Origin of the sequence: Streptomyces sp. B93, assembly GCF_018070565.1 — a bacterium.
Classification (GTDB): Bacteria; Actinomycetota; Actinomycetes; order Streptomycetales; family Streptomycetaceae; genus Streptomyces.
Genome location: NZ_JAGPXL010000010.1, coordinates 221,124 through 237,118 on the forward strand (window position 1 = coordinate 221,124; position 15,995 = coordinate 237,118).

At 68.1% G+C, this 15,995-nt stretch carries 15 protein-coding genes and 6 pseudogenes; 8 read left to right on the forward strand and 13 right to left on the reverse strand.

Features of this window, described 5'->3' with window-relative positions; translation table 11 throughout:
* Positions 1-1,843 precede the first annotated feature (1,843 nt).
* Entirely contained in the window at positions 1,844-2,152 is a 309-nt protein-coding gene (locus KBY47_RS13190; RefSeq protein ID WP_210921246.1) for a hypothetical protein, read from the forward strand.
* Positions 2,153-2,224: 72 nt separating this feature from the next.
* Here KBY47_RS13190 and KBY47_RS13195 read toward each other — a convergent pair whose 3' ends face one another.
* From KBY47_RS13195 to KBY47_RS13205, 3 genes and pseudogenes are all read right to left on the reverse strand, one after another.
* Positions 2,225-2,596, reverse strand: a complete 372-nt coding sequence (locus KBY47_RS13195; protein ID WP_210921247.1) for a DoxX family protein — start codon at positions 2,594-2,596, stop codon at positions 2,225-2,227.
* Between the two features lie 63 nt (positions 2,597-2,659).
* Positions 2,660-2,923: a hypothetical protein gene (locus tag KBY47_RS13200; protein ID WP_210921248.1), complete on the reverse strand. Its 264-nt coding sequence runs from the start codon at positions 2,921-2,923 to the stop codon at positions 2,660-2,662.
* 303 nt (positions 2,924-3,226) lie between these two features.
* Positions 3,227-3,445, reverse strand: a pseudogene (locus tag KBY47_RS13205) (transposase); the annotation flags it as partial.
* 143 nt (positions 3,446-3,588) lie between these two features.
* On the opposite strand from KBY47_RS13205, the gene KBY47_RS13210 reads away from it, so the two are divergent.
* A complete protein-coding gene (locus tag KBY47_RS13210) occupies positions 3,589-4,071 on the forward strand; it encodes a MarR family winged helix-turn-helix transcriptional regulator (RefSeq protein ID WP_210921249.1) in 483 nt (160 codons plus the stop codon).
* A gap of 286 nt (positions 4,072-4,357) precedes the next feature.
* On the opposite strand, the pseudogene KBY47_RS13215 reads toward KBY47_RS13210, so the two are convergent.
* Positions 4,358-4,857, reverse strand: a pseudogene (locus KBY47_RS13215) (transposase); the annotation flags it as partial.
* A 12-nt stretch (positions 4,858-4,869) separates the two neighbouring features.
* On the reverse strand, positions 4,870-5,283 hold the full coding sequence (locus KBY47_RS13220) for a hypothetical protein (protein ID WP_247694602.1): 414 nt from the start codon (positions 5,281-5,283) through the stop codon (positions 4,870-4,872).
* 238 nt (positions 5,284-5,521) lie between these two features.
* Between KBY47_RS13220 and KBY47_RS13225 the strand changes: the two genes are divergently transcribed.
* The 6 genes and pseudogenes from KBY47_RS13225 to KBY47_RS36505 form a co-directional block, all read left to right on the forward strand.
* Positions 5,522-6,634, forward strand: coding sequence for a GNAT family N-acetyltransferase (locus KBY47_RS13225; RefSeq protein WP_247694603.1), 1,113 nt, complete (start codon positions 5,522-5,524; stop codon positions 6,632-6,634).
* Positions 6,635-7,025: 391 nt separating this feature from the next.
* Positions 7,026-7,619 (forward strand): TetR/AcrR family transcriptional regulator, encoded by a 594-nt coding sequence (locus KBY47_RS13230; protein ID WP_210921250.1) that lies wholly within the window; start codon positions 7,026-7,028, stop codon positions 7,617-7,619.
* Between the two features lie 42 nt (positions 7,620-7,661).
* Positions 7,662-9,292: pseudogene (locus tag KBY47_RS13235) on the forward strand (acyl-CoA dehydrogenase family protein).
* Between the two features lie 504 nt (positions 9,293-9,796).
* Positions 9,797-10,462 (forward strand): TetR/AcrR family transcriptional regulator, encoded by a 666-nt coding sequence (locus tag KBY47_RS13240; RefSeq protein WP_210921251.1) that lies wholly within the window; start codon positions 9,797-9,799, stop codon positions 10,460-10,462.
* A 297-nt stretch (positions 10,463-10,759) separates the two neighbouring features.
* Complete coding sequence (locus tag KBY47_RS13245; RefSeq protein WP_210921252.1) at positions 10,760-11,524, forward strand: SDR family NAD(P)-dependent oxidoreductase; 765 nt, start codon at positions 10,760-10,762, stop codon at positions 11,522-11,524.
* A gap of 167 nt (positions 11,525-11,691) precedes the next feature.
* Positions 11,692-11,927, forward strand: a pseudogene (locus tag KBY47_RS36505) (transposase); the annotation flags it as partial.
* A gap of 142 nt (positions 11,928-12,069) precedes the next feature.
* Here KBY47_RS36505 and KBY47_RS13250 read toward each other — a convergent pair.
* The 8 genes and pseudogenes from KBY47_RS13250 to KBY47_RS37210 form a co-directional block, all read right to left on the reverse strand.
* A complete protein-coding gene (locus KBY47_RS13250; protein WP_210921253.1) occupies positions 12,070-12,723 on the reverse strand; it encodes a TetR/AcrR family transcriptional regulator in 654 nt (217 codons plus the stop codon).
* 4 nt (positions 12,724-12,727) lie between these two features.
* The gene (locus tag KBY47_RS13255; RefSeq protein ID WP_210921254.1) at positions 12,728-13,276 is read right to left on the reverse strand and encodes a zinc-binding dehydrogenase; all 549 of its coding nucleotides are present in this window, start codon (positions 13,274-13,276) and stop codon (positions 12,728-12,730) included.
* A 157-nt stretch (positions 13,277-13,433) separates the two neighbouring features.
* Positions 13,434-13,748, reverse strand: a pseudogene (locus KBY47_RS37360) (alcohol dehydrogenase catalytic domain-containing protein); the annotation flags it as partial.
* Positions 13,715-13,816, reverse strand: a complete 102-nt coding sequence (locus KBY47_RS37365) for a hypothetical protein (RefSeq protein WP_374103074.1) — start codon at positions 13,814-13,816, stop codon at positions 13,715-13,717. The pseudogene KBY47_RS37360 and the gene KBY47_RS37365, both read right to left, overlap by 34 nt.
* A gap of 85 nt (positions 13,817-13,901) precedes the next feature.
* Complete coding sequence (locus KBY47_RS13265; protein WP_210921255.1) at positions 13,902-14,384, reverse strand: nuclear transport factor 2 family protein; 483 nt, start codon at positions 14,382-14,384, stop codon at positions 13,902-13,904.
* Between the two features lie 947 nt (positions 14,385-15,331).
* Entirely contained in the window at positions 15,332-15,574 is a 243-nt protein-coding gene (locus KBY47_RS36515; RefSeq protein ID WP_247694605.1) for an XdhC family protein, read from the reverse strand.
* A gap of 17 nt (positions 15,575-15,591) precedes the next feature.
* Positions 15,592-15,915, reverse strand: a complete 324-nt coding sequence (locus KBY47_RS36520) for an XdhC family protein (RefSeq protein ID WP_308405141.1) — start codon at positions 15,913-15,915, stop codon at positions 15,592-15,594.
* Between the two features lie 29 nt (positions 15,916-15,944).
* Positions 15,945-15,989, reverse strand: a pseudogene (locus tag KBY47_RS37210) (hypothetical protein); the annotation flags it as partial.
* Between the last annotated feature and the right edge of the window lie 6 nt (positions 15,990-15,995).

The window sequence follows — 15,995 nt, forward strand, 5'->3', positions numbered from 1 at the left end:
AGGGACACCCGGTCCTGTACCGGGCGGGCACCAGCCTCCTGAACGCTGGCCTGGCCGCCTCCGGCGCCGCCTATTGGCAGCACATGACCGCCAGCAGCGAGCGGCTGCTGGGTGGTGAGCACCCCGACGCGCTGACCGCCCGCGGCAACCTCGCCTTCTTGCATCAGCAGGCGGGCGGCGCGGGCGAGCCACCAAATAGAGGAGCGCCATGCGCGTATTTCAGGGGGTCGGATATGCATCACACGACGAGGTGTTCAACACCTCGGACCCGGGCCCGGTTACGCCCGGGGGGCGTCGGAGGAGTCGGGCAGAGCACCGACGTAGGACGTCCGGCAGCTCGCGGGAGCACGCGGCCGGGACGAGGAGGAAGCCGACCATGCCCGGCCCTGTGGCCGCGAGGGCCAGCAGCCCGACGGACACCTCGGCGGGACCGGCCACCTTGTCCAACTACTGACTCCTCTTGCTACGGACTCCTCTTGGCCGTCGACTACGACAACGGTGACGAGTTCACTGCGGCCGCCGACGATGTGGAGTACGTACGGCTCCTTACCCTTTTGCCCCGGCCCCGTGAAGTTGGAGCGCCTTCCGATGTTCGCTGGCGAACGCACCGAACCTTGGTACGGCTCAGACCGCGGCATGTGAGAGGCCGCCGCTCCAGTCACAGCAGCCACCTAATGAGGTCACTTCTATGCACCGATACGGTGACGTCCGCCACGGATCCTGTGCCGGCATCAACGGTGAAGTCGTCGACCGTAAACCGGCTGAGGATTCCGTCCAGTTCGCCGGACCGATTCAGATGCCATCGCGGTGCTTCGGGCTCGCTGTCGTGGCGTTGGACCAGTCGCTGGCGGATGACCGACAACTCAGCCCGGAGCCGGCAGACCGTGAGGTCAACACCTACGGCGTCGGCCAGTAGCTACCGCTCGTCCTGGTCCTCAATCACACCAGCGAGGACGAGGCGCGTTGCGAAGCTGAACCGGTCACCAAGAGGCGCGGGCCACGACTTGCGTAGCCAGTCGAGACCGATGACGGCGTGAGGGACCCCGACGTCGGCGAGAAGGTCACCCACGGCCTCGGCAACGGTTGCCTTGCCCACACCGACAGTGCCATTGAGGAGGAGGGCATGGGCGTCCCGAGGGCCGTCTGCGTGCATCTCGGCCTCGTACGTCGAGTAGCTCGGGCCTCGGAGTCACGCTTGTCACTGCCGCGGTCAGGGACATGGTCGCGGAGTGCGGCAGCAGCTGGGCTGGTTGCAGCGTCGTCGGTGATCAGCTCGGTGAGGAGCGGAGACAGGCGGTCGGGCCGGTGCAGGCGCTGCTGGCCTTCAGTGACCTTCCGTCGTATCGGGTTGAGGAGTAGGCCGGTCGGGGACGGCAGAAGTCTTCCCCCTCGGTGGGCATTGTCTGGGCGGGTTGGGCTAGCGGCACGAAGGCATCGGTCGCAGTGCCCAGCTCCCTCGGTATGGGTCCCGGGTTGGGGGGGGTGTCGGCGAGGCGTTTCGCGAGGGCGGTGTCCGCTTCGTGGTCGCCTTCGAAGGCTTCGCGTTCGTCATCTGTGAGGTCCAGCTGTTCGAGCATCTGGTCGATGCCGTCCTTGACGGCCAGGAGTTGGCCGCGGGTGGACTCTTTGGGAACGTAGAAGGGGCAACGGACGCAGGCCAGACGGTGGGGGCACTTGGCGAAGAAGTCGTAGCCGCAGTAGCCGCTGCCCAGGTCGTAGTACTTCTGCTGGCCGGGTGCTTGTGGCCAAGCCAGGGCTGCAGGTTGTGGGCGGTCAACGGGTCGCGCGCGTTGGGGAGTTGGGTGGCGATGGTGGCGCGGGCCCGGTGGCTGGTCAGCGCGCCATGCGAGTCTTCCTGCGGGACGCCGGACTTTTGGCAGAGGGCCGGGAGGATGGTCTCGTTGAGGTAGTCCTTGCCGACGAGCTGGCCTCGGTGGCAGAACAGGTGCTGGCGCTTCTCGCCGGTCTTGCGGTCGATAGGGTCGCGTTGCGGCGGACGGATGAGCTTCCAGGTGTCGATGAGCCGGCCGACGGCGGGATCGACCGGCTTGTTGAAAGGGCGGGAAGTACGAGCCTACCCTTCCTCAACACTCATTTCCTCAGGAGTTCTTACTGGTGCGCGGGTCGCGGTTGCGGCGCACTTCCCGGCTGATCGTCGCCGGGTACGGACCTACCTGGCGGGTGCCACGCGGATCGCCTTGCCTGTCATGGCGTCACCGCAGGCCTAGAGTTGGGCGAAACGAACTGCGGCGACGGCCACCGCGAGCGCAAAAAGCACGGCATTGACGGCCACTTGGGACCATTCGGCACGCCGACCGTGGACGCTCATCGCACCCACCATGGTGACGGCCAGGCCCGCAGCGGCAATCGGTGCAACTACCTTAGCCGTGTCGAAGGCCCAGGGGACGACGACGCCAACGGCTCCGAGTACCTCGAGGACCGCGATGGCCTTGACCTGCCAAGCCGTGAAGTCCACCGCCCAACCCATGCTGGGGTTCTCCATGAGTTTGGTGTACGGCGTCACGGTTTTTACCAGGCCGGTCGTGAGGAAGAAGAGCGCCAGCAGGCTGGTCAGGATCCAGGCGAAAACGTCCATCAGAATCAACTCCCGATCTCGCCCCGAGGGCGGCTGGATCCCGTGACGATCGCTGGGGTCGCCTCAGGAAACCTCTGTGAGTGACTGGTCATGGAGCACCTCATACGTCAGCTGCCTCCGTGTTGCGCACACTCTGGGGCCGCCGGTCCACAGGACCAGATCCTCGAGCATCCGGTTGCGCGCATCGATCTGCGGCTGGGAGGGGGTGAGTCGACGCAACTCCTCGAAGTCGTAGTACATCGAGAGAGTCACGGTGATCTTCACATCGGCCATGTTCGGTTCGCCGACGACCGGCCGCAGGCGTTCTACAGCGCGGACACCGCCCACCGCACCGGAGACGAAACCGAGTTGGTCCTCCCCTCAAGGATGTTGCCCGTCATGCAAACGCATGGTGAAGCACGAATGATTGGTAACTCACCATACAGTTTCCCAATGTGACGGACAACTCTCACCCCGCACCGAAGGCGAGACGAGGGAACCGAGCGGACCAGCGCACTTGCTCAGGCGGATGCCGGCCCACTTGCTCCGCCGCTGACGTCGGAGCTCGTCCCTACAGGGCTCCTCGCCCAGGGGCGTGCCCTGCCCGCGACTCGTCTTCGTTGGCACCGGCAACTGCCGGCTCCAGCCAGCCCGGTCCAGCGCGGCGTACAGGGCTCCGTGCCCGCGCCGGTGCTCGGCTGCCAAAGACAGCTCGACCAGCGTCTTCACCGGCCCGTCCGCACACAGCACCGCGTCGGTGAGCTCGAAGAACGCATCCGCCCGTTTGTAGAGGCACTCGTAGAACTCGACCCGAAAGCGGGACAGTAGACCCAACGCCTCGCTTCCGGGCGCATCGACAGGCAGACTCATGCGCAGCGGCCGTTCTCTCGCACTGCGTTACTCGACATCTCGAGGCGTCAAGAACGGCCGCCTCCGCTGCCCCGGAAAGAACCGCAGGTCAGCAGGACGGGTGACCCTCGATGTTAAACGCCAAGCTCAGGTATCGTTGGCACATGACCGAGAAAGCGGCGCAGGTCGATGCCGCCGAGTCGCAGAGCATGCTCCCGCTGCTTGAGCACTTGGCACGCGCAGGCCGCCGCGCGTATCTCAACGAGATGGCACCGGGGGGCCTGCGGCCACGACACCTGATCGCGCTGCGCCTGCTGGCGGACCTGGGCCCGCAGAGTCAGCTGGGTTTGGCGGAGGCGCTGAGCCTGGATCCGAGCAACGTGGTTGCCCTGCTCAAGGAACTCGAGGAGCGCGACCTGGTTCTACGGCGCCGTGACCCGCAGGACCGACGTCGGCACATCATTGAGCTCTCATTCAAGGGCCAGGACGAGGTGGTGCGGTCCCTGGCTCGTGGCGTCGCCGTGGAAGATCATTTGTTCGCCGCGCTCGACAGTGATGAGCGCGCGACCCTGTTTGAACTGCTCCGGCGGGCGGTGGGCACAGCGTCGCCGGCATGTTCCAGCGACGACACTCCAGCCGCAGATTGATCCGGAGGCTGCCCCCAGCCCGGCCTCGACATGTCCCGCTCGGCCGACCCTGCCGCTTCGGTCTCTCCGCCGGGGTGTGCCGAGCCTCTTCCTGCCGAGCCTCTTCCCGAAGGCTTGGGCAGCGCGGGATTCACTGAGCCATTTTCAGCGTTGCCGTTCCAGGGTGAGCACCGCCTTGGCGATTCACGGCATGTGGTTGGGGCCCGCAGCGGGCCAGGGTGCCGTTCAGCAGGACGAACTCGTGATCTGCTTCGGGCGGCCTGCGGGGGTGCCCCTACGCATTTCGTCAAGCGAGGCGGGGGGTTCGGGGTTCGTAGAAGGTGCCGTCGCGGAGCAGCGCGAAGAGCGCGTTGATCCGTTGTCGGGCGAGCCGGAGGAGGGCTGGATCGAGGTCCCGGAAGACTTGGTGGTCGGGGCGAGTCCGGAAGAGGAGGCGAGGCGGGCGGCCGTGGGAAAGCCGGTGCCGTCGCCGACGGTGACCAGCAGGGTGGCGGTGGTCCTGACGCCGACGCTGGGCAGCGATGTCAGGACCTTGGAAAGAGGGTGTGCCCTCAGCAGGGCTGTGATCTGGGCTTCTGTGGCTCGGCGCTGTTCGTGGACGGCGCTGAGGGGGCGGGCCAGCGACGGGATGACGATGTCGAGGGTGCCGGTTCCGGGGACGACGACGGTCTGTTCGTCGAGTGCTTCGAAGACGTCGTCGATCACCCGAGTGGCCATGCGCGGGGACCTGGGCCGGAGCACTTCGACGAGTTTGCGGCGTCCGGCTCTTCGCAGGGCGGCCGGTGTCGGCGTACTCGCTTATGTGGCCCTGGCAAGGTTTCCGTGAAGCTGGGGTGCGCCACCGTGCGCTGGTGACGTTCCGTCATCGGTGGTGACGTCGGAGCTGGGCCATGAGAATGACGCGGTGGCGGAGCAGCGGAACTCCGGCGCGGCCGGCCATGATCTGTTTTGGAGGTTCAGGTCGGTGATGCGGCCTTCGTTGACGCCGGAGTTGAACGGGGTGCTGATGCCCTGCACGACTGCGGGCTGGTCCTCGCGGATGGCGTTGGCCAGGCTGGCCAGGGCTGGGAGGCCGGCGGTCGTGAGTTGCTCGAGCCAGTCCGCCAGCGGGGCGGCGTCGCGGGTGTCGAGCATGGCGGCGAACTGACGCACGAGGTCGTGGGTTCGGCCCAGTGCCGGGCAGTGCTCGAGCAGCCGCCTGAGTGCCTCCACGCCGTGCAGGCTGCGCCGGGACGGCGCGGTGGTGATCCAGCGGGCAGCCTGACGGGGCGAGGGTGGTCGCTCTCGCGGCGTATCGATCGGCAGGCCGGGGGCAGTGGCGCGGTGGCCATCTTGACCCGCTGGTAGTGACCGCGGTAACCCAAGGATCGGCGGACCCGACGAGCCGGACGGCCTGTCCCTGGCTCCGGTCACCCAGGTGTGGCCCGCGGTTGCTGAGGACCCGGCCGCCATGGTCGGCGGGCAGCACTTCTACCACCAGCGCTTGCGCTCGGTCCCCGCGGACGCCCGCTCCCGGTCGGTCCAGGAAACGCTGCTCGACTACTGCGCCCAGCTCATACGAGCCCGCCGTCTATCTGCCGCTGACCACGTCGGCTCCGCCGCCTCAGCCTCTGCGCGCGACGGTTCCTTCAGCACCTGTGGGACAAAGACACTGGCGTACGATGCCGCCGGCATAGGGCGCACCCCGTGGGCCCAGTCAGACAAGAGAGGGCTATTCGTGACTGCGTCGAGATTGCTTTCGGTGGTCGAGGCTTCCGAGGCTGAGGCTCTGTTCAGGTTCGAGACGGGTGCGCCCGAGACTGTGCGCTCCGCGCTCGGCATGAGCGCCACCCGTGTCGGAGACGCTGTCGTGCTGTCCGTGCGGAACGACCCGACGCGGTTCTGGAGCAAGGCACTCGGCTTTGGCCGTACGTCCCCGGTCACTTCCGAACTGATCGCCGAGGTGTGCGCCTTCTACCGGGCGGAGGGCACCCCGTTGGCCGTTCTTCAGCTGGCACCTTCGGTGATACCCGAGGACTGGGCTGAGATCTGCGCCCGAGAGGGCATCGTCGGCGGGTCGTCGTGGGTCAAGCTCGTCGGGGAAGTGGACGAGGTGGTGGCCCGCGCCGACGCTCCGGACAGGAAGCGGGCCGATGGCCTACAGGTCGCCGCTGTCGCGCCCGGCGACGCGAAGCGCTGGGCGTCGGTCATGATGGAAGCCTTCGGTATGCCGGGAGAGCACCTCAGGGATATGGCCGCGGCCTCGGTCACGGACCCGGACTGGAGTCCCCACGGCGCCTGGCTCGACGGGGAGCTCGTGGGAACGGGCACCGTCTACCATGGCGGCGAAGCAGCGCAGATGTTCGGTGGAGCAGTGCTTCCGCACGCCCGCAACCGTGGGGGCCAGACCGAGTTGCTCGCCGCACGCGCGCGGGCCGCGGCCGAGCTCGGGTGTCGGCTGGTCGTCGCCGAGACCGGCGCGGAAACCGACGGCAGTCACAACTCCTCTCTTCACAACATGCTTCGCCTCGGGCTCCAGGTGGCCTACGAGCGGCGCAACTGGGTCTGGCGACCGACGAGCTGACACCTCTCGGTCGCTGCGCTCCCGCCTGCACCGGCCCGGATCGCGCGACGGGTGTACCTCAGCTCGGCGCCGCACCCGGACGGGAGCCCTGACCTTGACGACCGCAGTGGTGGCGGCGCCCCTGGGACGGCGCGCAGGCCCAGGGTGCCCGGCTGTCGCTGGGTGCGGGCCTCACCGGGCTCCGGATGACGTGACCTCCCGGCGTCCCTGTGCGCGCCGCGGGACAGCGCCGGAGCCGGCGATCTGCACTCCGGGGTGCGCGGCGGCGCGGTGAGCGCCCCGCGCGGCATTGCGGGCGGGACGGCCGCGGCACACGCCAGCCGTAGGCTCCCGAGCTACCTCTTTGACAGTCACTAGTGACTGTCAAAGTCCGGGCAGGAGGCTCATCGCCATGACGCAACGAGACGAGCAGCGCCGTGAGACGCGGGCCCGTATCGTCGCCGCGGCCGTGCGGTCCCTCGTGGACAAGGGGTACGCGGCGACCACCGCACTCGGTGTGCAGCGGGACGCGGGGATCAGCCGCGGCGCCCTTCTGCACCACTTTCCGACAAGCGAGGCCCTTTCGGCCGCGGCGGTGGGCGAGCTGGTCGAGATCAACCTGCAGGGCGTGCTGGACGAGTTGGCGCGCACCCCGCCGGGCCCTGATCCGGTGGAGCGCGGTATCGGTGTGCTGTACCGGGCCAGCAGGCGGTCGTCGTTCGCGGCGGAGCTCGAACTGTGGGCAGCCGCCCGGGCCGACGAGCCGTTGCGGGACGCCCTGCTCGCGGCGGAGCGGGTGGCGCTGGGGCGGTTGCACGACGTGATCGACGAGATTTTTGGCCCCGAAGTGTGCCGGCATCCGCAGTACCGGACAGTGGTCACGCTGACCGTGCAGTTGATGCGGGGCCTGACCGTCAGCCGCTCCCTGGGCCAGGAAGACCAGCAGCGGTCGGTCCTGGAGTGGGCCGCGCTGATGCGCGGCGTGCTCGACGGCACTCCTCAATGATGCTCCGCGCTCTTTCGTCGGCACCCTCAGGAGGCGACGCCCGTGTCCGTCACACACGAAGTACTCAACCAGGTGCCCCCGCTGACCGGCCGCGACCTGTCGGCATTCCCCGCACTCTTCGAGGGCCTGCACAGGGAGGGTGCGGGCTGGGCCGAGCAGGAGGTGCGGGACCTGGGGCTGCTGGCAGGCGGCGAGCAGGCCCAGCTCTGGAGCACGAAGGCCAACGAGCACCCCCCGGTGATGCGCACGCATGACCGCTACGGTTTCCGGGTCGATGAGGTCGAGTACGACGAGTCCTGCCACGGGCTCATGCGTATCGCGCTCGGTGCGGGTCTCGGCGGCACTGCCTGGGCCTCGGACCGCCCTGGCGTCCATGTGGCACGCGCGGCGAAGATGATGGCGTGGAGCACGACCGACTTCGGTCACCTCTGCCCCGTCGCCATGGTGTACGCGGTCGTGCCCGCTCTGCGCGCCAACCCGGAACTGTCCACGCGCTACGAGCCGTTGCTCACCACCACCGGTTACGACCCGGGGCTGCGGGCACCCGAGACAAAGCAGGCCCTCATCGCCGGCATGTCGATGACGGAGAAGCAGGGCGGCTCCGACGTACGGGCAAACACCACCTCCGCCACACCCTGCCCCGACGGTTCGTACCGGCTGGTCGGACACAAGTGGTTCACCTCGGCGCCCATGTCCGACTTCTTCCTCACTCTGGCGCAGACTGCGGGCGGCCTGACCTGTTTCCTCGTACCCCGCATGCTCCCGGACGGGACACGCAACGCTGTCCGGCTCCAGCGCCTGAAGGACAAGCTGGGCAACCGGTCCAACGCCTCGTCCGAGATCGAGTACGAGGGTGCGACCGGATGGCGCGTCGGAGAGGAGGGACGCGGGGTGCGGACCATCATTGAGATGGTCAACATGACCCGCCTGGACTGCTCGCTGTGGGCTGCCGCGGGTCTGCGGATCGGTACGGCTCAAGCCATCCACCACGCCACCCACCGCTCCGCCTTCGGTGACCGGCTGGTCCGCAAGCCCGCCATGGCCAATGTCCTCAGCGACCTGGCGGTCGACTCCGAAGCCGCGACCACCGTGGTGCTGCGGCTCGCCGGGGCAGTGGATCGCGCGGCGCGCGGTGATGCGGCCGAGGCGGCCTTCCGTCGCTTCGGGCTCGCCGTGACCAAGTACTGGTTGTGCAAGCGCTGGTCGACCCACACCGCGGAGGCGCTTGAGTGCCTCGGCGGCAACGGCTACATCGAGGAGTCCGGGATGCCGCGCCTGTACCGTGAGGCGCCGCTTGTCTCCATCTGGGAGGGTTCGGGCAATGTCGCCGCGCTCGACGCCCTGCGCGCGCCATGCGCCGCGAACCCGACGCTTACGACGCCTTCTTCGCCGAACTCGACCGCGCCAAGGGCGCCGACAGTCGGTACGACGACCAACTGTCCCTTCTCGCGAAGGACTTCGCCGAGGAATCGGACCTCGAATACCGCGCGCGCTTCCTCGTGGAGCGCTCCGCGGTCCTCCTCCAGGCTGCGCAGCTCCTGCGCCTCGGCGACCCGGCCGTTACCGAGGCGTTCGTCGCCACCCGCCTCGACGGCCAGTGGGGCCACGCCTACGGCACGCTCCCCACTGGCCTTGACACCGACACGATCCTCGACAGAGCCGCGGTGCGATGAGCGCGCGTTCCGCTCCCGGTGCGGACGACGCACGGGGCCGACCTGGTCACGGTCAGGCGCCAGTTCACCCTCGCCGCAACCACGCCGGGTATGGGGTCCCTCCAGGACCTGGCCGCCGAGGAGTGCGAGGCAGCCAAGGAGGCCGCCCGCCAGGGGGCGGGAAGCTCACCGGACGCTGATCCACCGGCGCCGCGGCTCCGTGGGGCCCGCACCGCGCGTCTCCGCGCCGCGGTCGGCTCCACCGTCCTCCCCCCGGAGGACCACCAGGGTGTACCAGGGCCGATGCTGATGTGGCGTCGACTGGGATATTGCCGTCGGGCTCCCGAGGCAGGAAGCAGCCTGACAAAGCCTCGTCGGCTGACTGGAGGCTTTCCCATAGGGAATATCGGGTTTCAGGTGAGGGTCAAGTCGTGCAGCTGGGGGATGCCGAGCCTTGCCTGGTGCACGGCGTTGCACTTGAGCCGTGATCGCGCCGACAGGGGAAGAGCGCGATAAAATGGACCCATGGGTCCATTGCAGAGAAGCTCGCCGCACAGGAAATTGACAGCCAAGGGTCAGGCCACTCGACAACGCATCGTTGAGGGTGCGGCGGAGGTTCTCAAGGAGAAGGGCGTCGCGATGGCGACGCTGGACGATGTCATGGCGCGAACCCGGAGCAGCAAGAGCCAGCTCTTTCACTACTTTCCGGCCGGAAAGGAGGAACTGCTGCTGGCCGTGGCGCAGTTCGAGGCGGATCAGGTGCTGGCCGAACAGCAGCCCTACCTCGGGTGCCTAGAGTCCTGGGAAGCTTGGCAGAACTGGCGCGACCTGATCATCAAACGTTACGAGGAACAGGGAGAAGACTGCCCGCTCGGCACGCTCTCCTTGCACCTGGGCCGGAGCACTCCCGGGGCTCGGGCCGTCGTGATGGAGCTCATGCGACTGTGGCAGGAGAGCCTTGCCGTGGGCATTCGAGCTCTCCAGCGTGCCGGACTTCTACCCGCGGACCTGGACGTCGAGGCGCGGTCGGCCGCGCTGCTTGCGGCCATCCAGGGTGGTGTCGCGATCCTCCAGTCGACCGGGCAGGCCTACCACCTGCGCGCCGCGCTCGACGAGGGCATAGCCAGCTTGCGCCGCGCCGGGGAGGAGCACGCAGTAACCGACGCCGCGGTCGGCGGCCCGACTCGCTGATCGGTCACCGCTGCCCCGGCCCTTTGTGCGCAGGCCTCGGATCAGGGGCGGATCCGGGTCGACGGGGGCGCGCTGCTCTTCCGAATGGACCGCCAGGCTTCTGGGCGGCAAATCCGGTCTGCTTCGCGATGTCCGCCGTCTTAACTACGCCGCCGCACAGATTGGACTTGTGAGTCCATTTATCTCTCTTCATAGTGACACAGTCGCTCGGGCCAGTCCGGGCGGAACGTGCAGGGCGAGGGCGGATGCCCGGTCCGACACGAACATTGATCACTATGCATGCACGAGGGTGAACACATGAGCGGACGGCTGCAGGGTAAGCGAGCGCTGGTGACCGGCTCGACCAGCAATCTCGGGCGAGCCATCGCCGAAGCATTCGCCGCCGAGGGCGCACACGTTGTCGTGTCCGGGCGAAGCGAAGCGCGAGGAGTGGAGGTGGTCGACGGGATCCGGTCCCGCGGTGGGCGCGCCGACTTCGTGCGGGCCGATCTGGACGGCACCGCGCAAGCATGTCGCGCGCTGGCCGTGGAGGCGACGTCGGCCCTGGGCGGCGGAATCGACATCCTGGTCAACAACGCGGGCATCTTCCCCGGCGACAGTACTCCCGACACCGACGAGAAGACCTTCGACCAAGTTTATGCGGTGAACGTGAAGTCGCCGTTCTTCCTCACCGCCGTGATCGCTCCCGCCATGGCCGAGGCAGGCGGCGGCGCGATCATCAACCTGGGCTCGTGGGTCTCGCGCCTGGGCATCCCCGTGGCCGCGCTCTACGCGTCGTCCAAGGGGGCCTTGGAGACACTGACCCGCGCTTGGTCGGCAGAGTTCGGGCCGCGCGGCGTGCGTGTCAACGCGATCTCACCGGGCGTCGTCAACGAGGTCGTCCCGGGCGAGGTGCACCCGGGGCAGCTCATGATGAAGGGCACGCCGGCGGACGGCATGGGAAGGCCCGACGCGATCGCCCATGCGGCCGTCTACCTCGCGGGTGACGAGGCCGACTTCGTGCACGGCATCGTGCTCGATGTGGACGGTGGACGCACCACCGTGGCCGTCATTGCGCAATAGTTCAGGCGCCGCGTCCAGCGGCCACGGCTGAGCATGGCCCCCCGGGTGCTCCGTCGTGCAAGCCGTAGCGCGCGATGTACCCGCCGAGCGCTTCCCCGTCGGCGTGACGCGAGGGAAGGCGCGCAGGACGTCATTTCGGCTGGCATGATCTGAGGCAGTCCGAGGTGATGACTGCTGCGCGTGTCGAGCGGTGGCGCCGGAAGAGCCTTGGACGTTGTTTCGGCAGGTGGTGCGGCCGACGCAGGTTCCGCCGCAGGTCGGAGGGCGCCGTGGACGCGGGGACCGCGAGATGTTGACGGCGATTTTCTTCGTGGCCAACACCTCGGGCTGCACCTGAAACCAACTGCCGGGCTCCGGGCTGTCGAGGGTCACCGCCTTCCGGCGGTTCACCGACTGGACCCAAGTGTTCGGAGGTCGGGAACTCCCGTCAGGGCGGCCATGACTGGTGTCCGCCGGCGCACCGCCCCGAGGAGCGCTGAACCGGTCGCCTGGCGAAGGCAACTCAAAGAACAAGATGCGCCGCTGTCCCAGAACACCCAGCTCTGTCAGATGCCGGATCCTCTGATGATGTCGTCGATGTCCGCCGCCGTCAGCGGAGCATGCCGCAGCCCCGGTCCACGCGTGCTCCAGCCGGTGAGTACGGCTTCAAGATGCCTCTGCCACCCTGACACGGCCGCATTACGGCCGATGTCGAGAACTCCTGTGATGGCGAAGAGGGCGACTGCCACGTCTTCGGGCACAAGATCTCCCCGCACTGATCCGGCCTGCTGCGCCCGCCGCAACAGGTCGGCCTGTGCGGTACGGGAGCGCGCCGTGAGTGCTTCGGAGCCTGGGAAGTTCCAGATGGTTCGGATTATCCCTGGTTGGGAGCCGAGCAGCTCCGCGACCTCCCACAGGTACTGGCACAGCGCGTCCTCGCCGGAAGCGACATGGCGTTCGGCGATTTCGACAGCGGCCTCCAGGAGTTGTCGGGCGAGCTCGTTGATCAGTGCTTCCTTGTTGGCGAAGTGTCGGTAGATGGTGCCCAGTCCGAGTCCGGACTGCTCCGCGACGACCTCGATGCTGGTCGCCACGCCTCGGGCCGCGAAGACCTGGCGTGCAGCGTCGAGGATGCGGGTGGAGTTCTCCTCCGCGTCACGACGCCGACGCCGAGAGCGGGACGCCGGAGCAACGGAACCGCCGGGCTCGTTCACAGTCATACGCTCAAGCCTGCCGTACGTGAAGCAGAACCTTGCCCATCGTGCCCCGTCCTTCGATTGGCCAGTGAGCGCCTCCGCTGCCGCGAGTGAGGTAGATCTCTCCCACTGAAACCTTCAGCCTTCCCGAGGCCACCCAGTCGAACAGTCCACCGGTGTGTGCGAGAAGCGCGGCCCGGTCTGGCACGTGGTGCACAACTATCGAGTAGGTGACGAGCACGTTGTTGGACGGGGACTCGACCGAGATCGGTGGCACTAACCCGTTGGCCTGGTCGAAGCTCACCACTGTCCCGTGCGGGCGTAGCGGGGCCAGGGACTCCTGGAAGGTCGCAGCCCCTACGCCATCGAAGACGACATCGGTGCCGCGACCGTTCGTCAGCTCGCCGGCCTGCTCGGAGAGTGGCCGGGCAGGCCCGACGATGACTTCGTCGGTGCCGACCTGGCGGGCGGGCTGGGCCTTGGCCTCGGTGGAGACAACACCGGTGATCCGCCCACCGCGCAGCCTCACGATCTGGGTCAGTGACTGCCCGACGCCGCCGGCGGCAGCGGGGGCCACACACGTCACCGGGCTTGACCGGGTAGCTTTTGATCGCCTGATGGCGAGCCATCAGGCCTTGCACCGGCAGCGCTGCCGCGACCTCGTTCTCGATCTCTTCCGGTACGGGGATCAGCGCCGATGCCGGGAGCGCCATGAGCTCGGCGTAGCTGCCGTAGTCCAAGTACCACGCGACTCGCTGGCCTGCTTCCAAGCCGGTCACGTCCGCTCCGAGTCGGCGGATGACGCCCACGCCCTCCACGCCGCGGACGCATGGCAACGTGCCGTTTCCGCCACGGTCGGTGCGGGTTCCGACATCCAGATGGTTGATGCCCGCGAAGCGCACCTCGACGAGCACTTCATCATCCGCGGGCACGGGTTCGCGGCGTTGGTGAGGCGCAGCACCTCCGGCCCGCCGAAGGCCTCCATGACGATTGCCGTCATCCTCAAGCCTCCAGATCAGTCGCTGTGGGCCGGACTGTCGCGGTGCCACCAGCCCCGGGATCCACGGCAGGAGCGGACATAGACCTCGCCGTCGACGACGATGAACCACACCGGCACCCGGGCAGTACCGTTGCGGCCCGCATGGACGAGCGCGACCTCGCCCCCGAGTGCCGCAGGATGAGGCCGCCGGTCTCCCGACCGCTCACGCCGTCAGGGCAGCGACGTCCGCCAGGAACGTCGGGTTGCCCGTAAAGTGCGTCGGAACCAGCGAGACGTGGATGATCTTCCAGCCATCGTCGGTGCGGGCGAGTTTCTGCATGCCCTTGCCGAAGATGATCCAGGTGTTCTTCGCCGGGTCGTCACCCAGTGCGGGGTGGACGTGCAGCGCTTCCTCGTAAAAGCGCACGATGGCGATGTCGTCGTCGATGTCGACGACGAAGCTGGACAGCTGGTGCTGGGTGACCGGGATCGGACCGATCACCCTCTCGGCATTGGCGCGGACCTCGTGGCCAGTCATCGAGCCGCTGGCACCACCACCGCCGACGTCATCGACGCCACCGAAGTCCACAGTGACGGTCTCGGCGTGGGCGGCCTCGTAGGCGTCCCACTCCTTCGAATCCGCGGTGACGAAGCCGCGGGTGACCGCCTGGATCGCGGTCGTGATGTCTTCATTCAGGGTGGCCATGTGTTCCTCTTCTCCGGAGTACCGGAAACTGGTTTCCGTTTAATAGAAGCGTACACGGTCGCCGGCTATTCCCTGGCGACACCGAAGCCGTACACGCCCCCCGGCGCCGTCTGTCGGACGTGGTCTAGCGAGCCCTCCTCCGCGGCGCCCAGACCGGCACAGAGCTGCCCTACGGCGCGAGCCGGAGGAGGGGATGATTGATCCACATCGGCTCTGCGCCCGGCGTACGTGGGCGAGAGTCCGGCCAGCGCGCCGCAGGCGAGTGGCCTTCGGCTGGTCCGTGGTCCAGGCACAGACCGTTGAACCGGTGGAAGGCTGCTGAAGCAGGCCGGGCAGCCGTAGCCGCGATCCCAGTTGGGTGACGGATGTCCCGCGGGCCCCCGTTGCCTACGGTGTGATGCATCGCCTCCGCTCATCGCGGTTGGTCAAGGCGGCGTATGGCACTGCAAACGCCTCATGCTCGTAGGAAGACGGGCGGTAGACGGCTTCGGCCAATCCAGAGGTAGACCAGAAAAGCCGGACGCCGCATGGTTCGACTCGCGGCGCAGGCGTCGAGAGGCGCTCTGCGTGCCTGATTGAGGAGACGGACATTGATGGCGTCCCGCCACGTGGTGCAGAGCCATCCGGCCCGCGCCGGTCCGAGCGGCCAGCGATCGCTGACCCGGCTGAACCCCGCGCCGCTGCGTGAGCCGGTCAGCGCGGCGCAGGCCGCCCGGCCATGGGCCGGGAGGCGGAACCCGGCCGCGACCTGCGAAGTCGCGATGGTCGAGCGGCTACACCACCTGGCGGGACGCCACCCGGACATTTGTCACAGCCGTCCGCTACCTGAGCCGGGCTGTCGCCTGCGCGGCAGCCCGTAGCGACAGCGGCACCCCCGCCGCCATGCTGATGGAGGAGCGTCGTCAAGCGGTCGTGGCGTCTCAGCGGCGCGACGACGAGTGGTGCAGCTATCTGCTGGAGCGCGGTACCAAACCTCTGCCGCTGGCGGACGTCACCACCCTGATCGCGAGGGTGGCGGTGGCGAACACGGGACGGGCGTCGCACACGGTCACCCGGTAGCCCGGCAGAGCGCCCATGCGTGTGAGCGCGGCGGTGAAGTCGATGGCGCCGAAGACGATCAGCCGCGGTGCCGTCGTCTGAGACTCGACCAGCAGCGTCACGGGGTCGTCACCGCACAGGTGGTGGACCATGCCGGTGACTCCAGCGTTCAGCAGGCCCCGGCCTCGTGTGCGGCCCAGCGGTCGAGGTCGGCGCCGTCCAAGGTCCCCGCCACTGTCCGGTCGGGCCGTACCAGCATGGTCCGTCCGAGTAGATGAGAGGGGCCGGAGACCACCCGGGTGAGGGCGACGGACTCACCCGCGGCCGTTGCCGCCACGGCCGCGGCGATCTCCGGTTGCTCGGCGGGCACCACGCGCTGGACGAACACCTCCAGAGCGCCACCGCAGGCGAGTCCGACCGCGAAGGCGTCGTCCTCGCTGTATCGGAAGTGCCAAGGTCGGCCGGCTCGCGCCCGGCCGGCACCTGCTGGCACAGTCCGTACACGGCGCCCTCGACGCAGCCGCCCGAGATGCTGCTGACCGCTCGGCCGACAGCATCGACGGCCATGGCCGC

Excerpts from the sequence above, each read along its gene's own strand:
- KBY47_RS13190 (WP_210921246.1), top strand. The coding sequence starts at position 1,844 with ATGCGAGTCTTCCTGCGGGACGCCGGACTTTTGGCAGAGGGCCGGGAG.
- KBY47_RS13195 (WP_210921247.1), bottom strand. The coding sequence starts at position 2,596 with ATGGACGTTTTCGCCTGGATCCTGACCAGCCTGCTGGCGCTCTTCTTC.
- KBY47_RS13210 (WP_210921249.1), top strand. The coding sequence starts at position 3,589 with ATGACCGAGAAAGCGGCGCAGGTCGATGCCGCCGAGTCGCAGAGCATG.
- KBY47_RS13225 (WP_247694603.1), top strand. The coding sequence starts at position 5,522 with ATGGTCGGCGGGCAGCACTTCTACCACCAGCGCTTGCGCTCGGTCCCC.
- KBY47_RS13230 (WP_210921250.1), top strand. The coding sequence starts at position 7,026 with ATGACGCAACGAGACGAGCAGCGCCGTGAGACGCGGGCCCGTATCGTC.
- KBY47_RS13240 (WP_210921251.1), top strand. The coding sequence starts at position 9,797 with ATGGGTCCATTGCAGAGAAGCTCGCCGCACAGGAAATTGACAGCCAAG.
- KBY47_RS13245 (WP_210921252.1), top strand. The coding sequence starts at position 10,760 with ATGAGCGGACGGCTGCAGGGTAAGCGAGCGCTGGTGACCGGCTCGACC.
- KBY47_RS13250 (WP_210921253.1), bottom strand. The coding sequence starts at position 12,723 with ATGACTGTGAACGAGCCCGGCGGTTCCGTTGCTCCGGCGTCCCGCTCT.
- KBY47_RS13265 (WP_210921255.1), bottom strand. The coding sequence starts at position 14,384 with ATGGCCACCCTGAATGAAGACATCACGACCGCGATCCAGGCGGTCACC.
- KBY47_RS36515 (WP_247694605.1), bottom strand. The coding sequence starts at position 15,574 with ATGGTCCACCACCTGTGCGGTGACGACCCCGTGACGCTGCTGGTCGAG.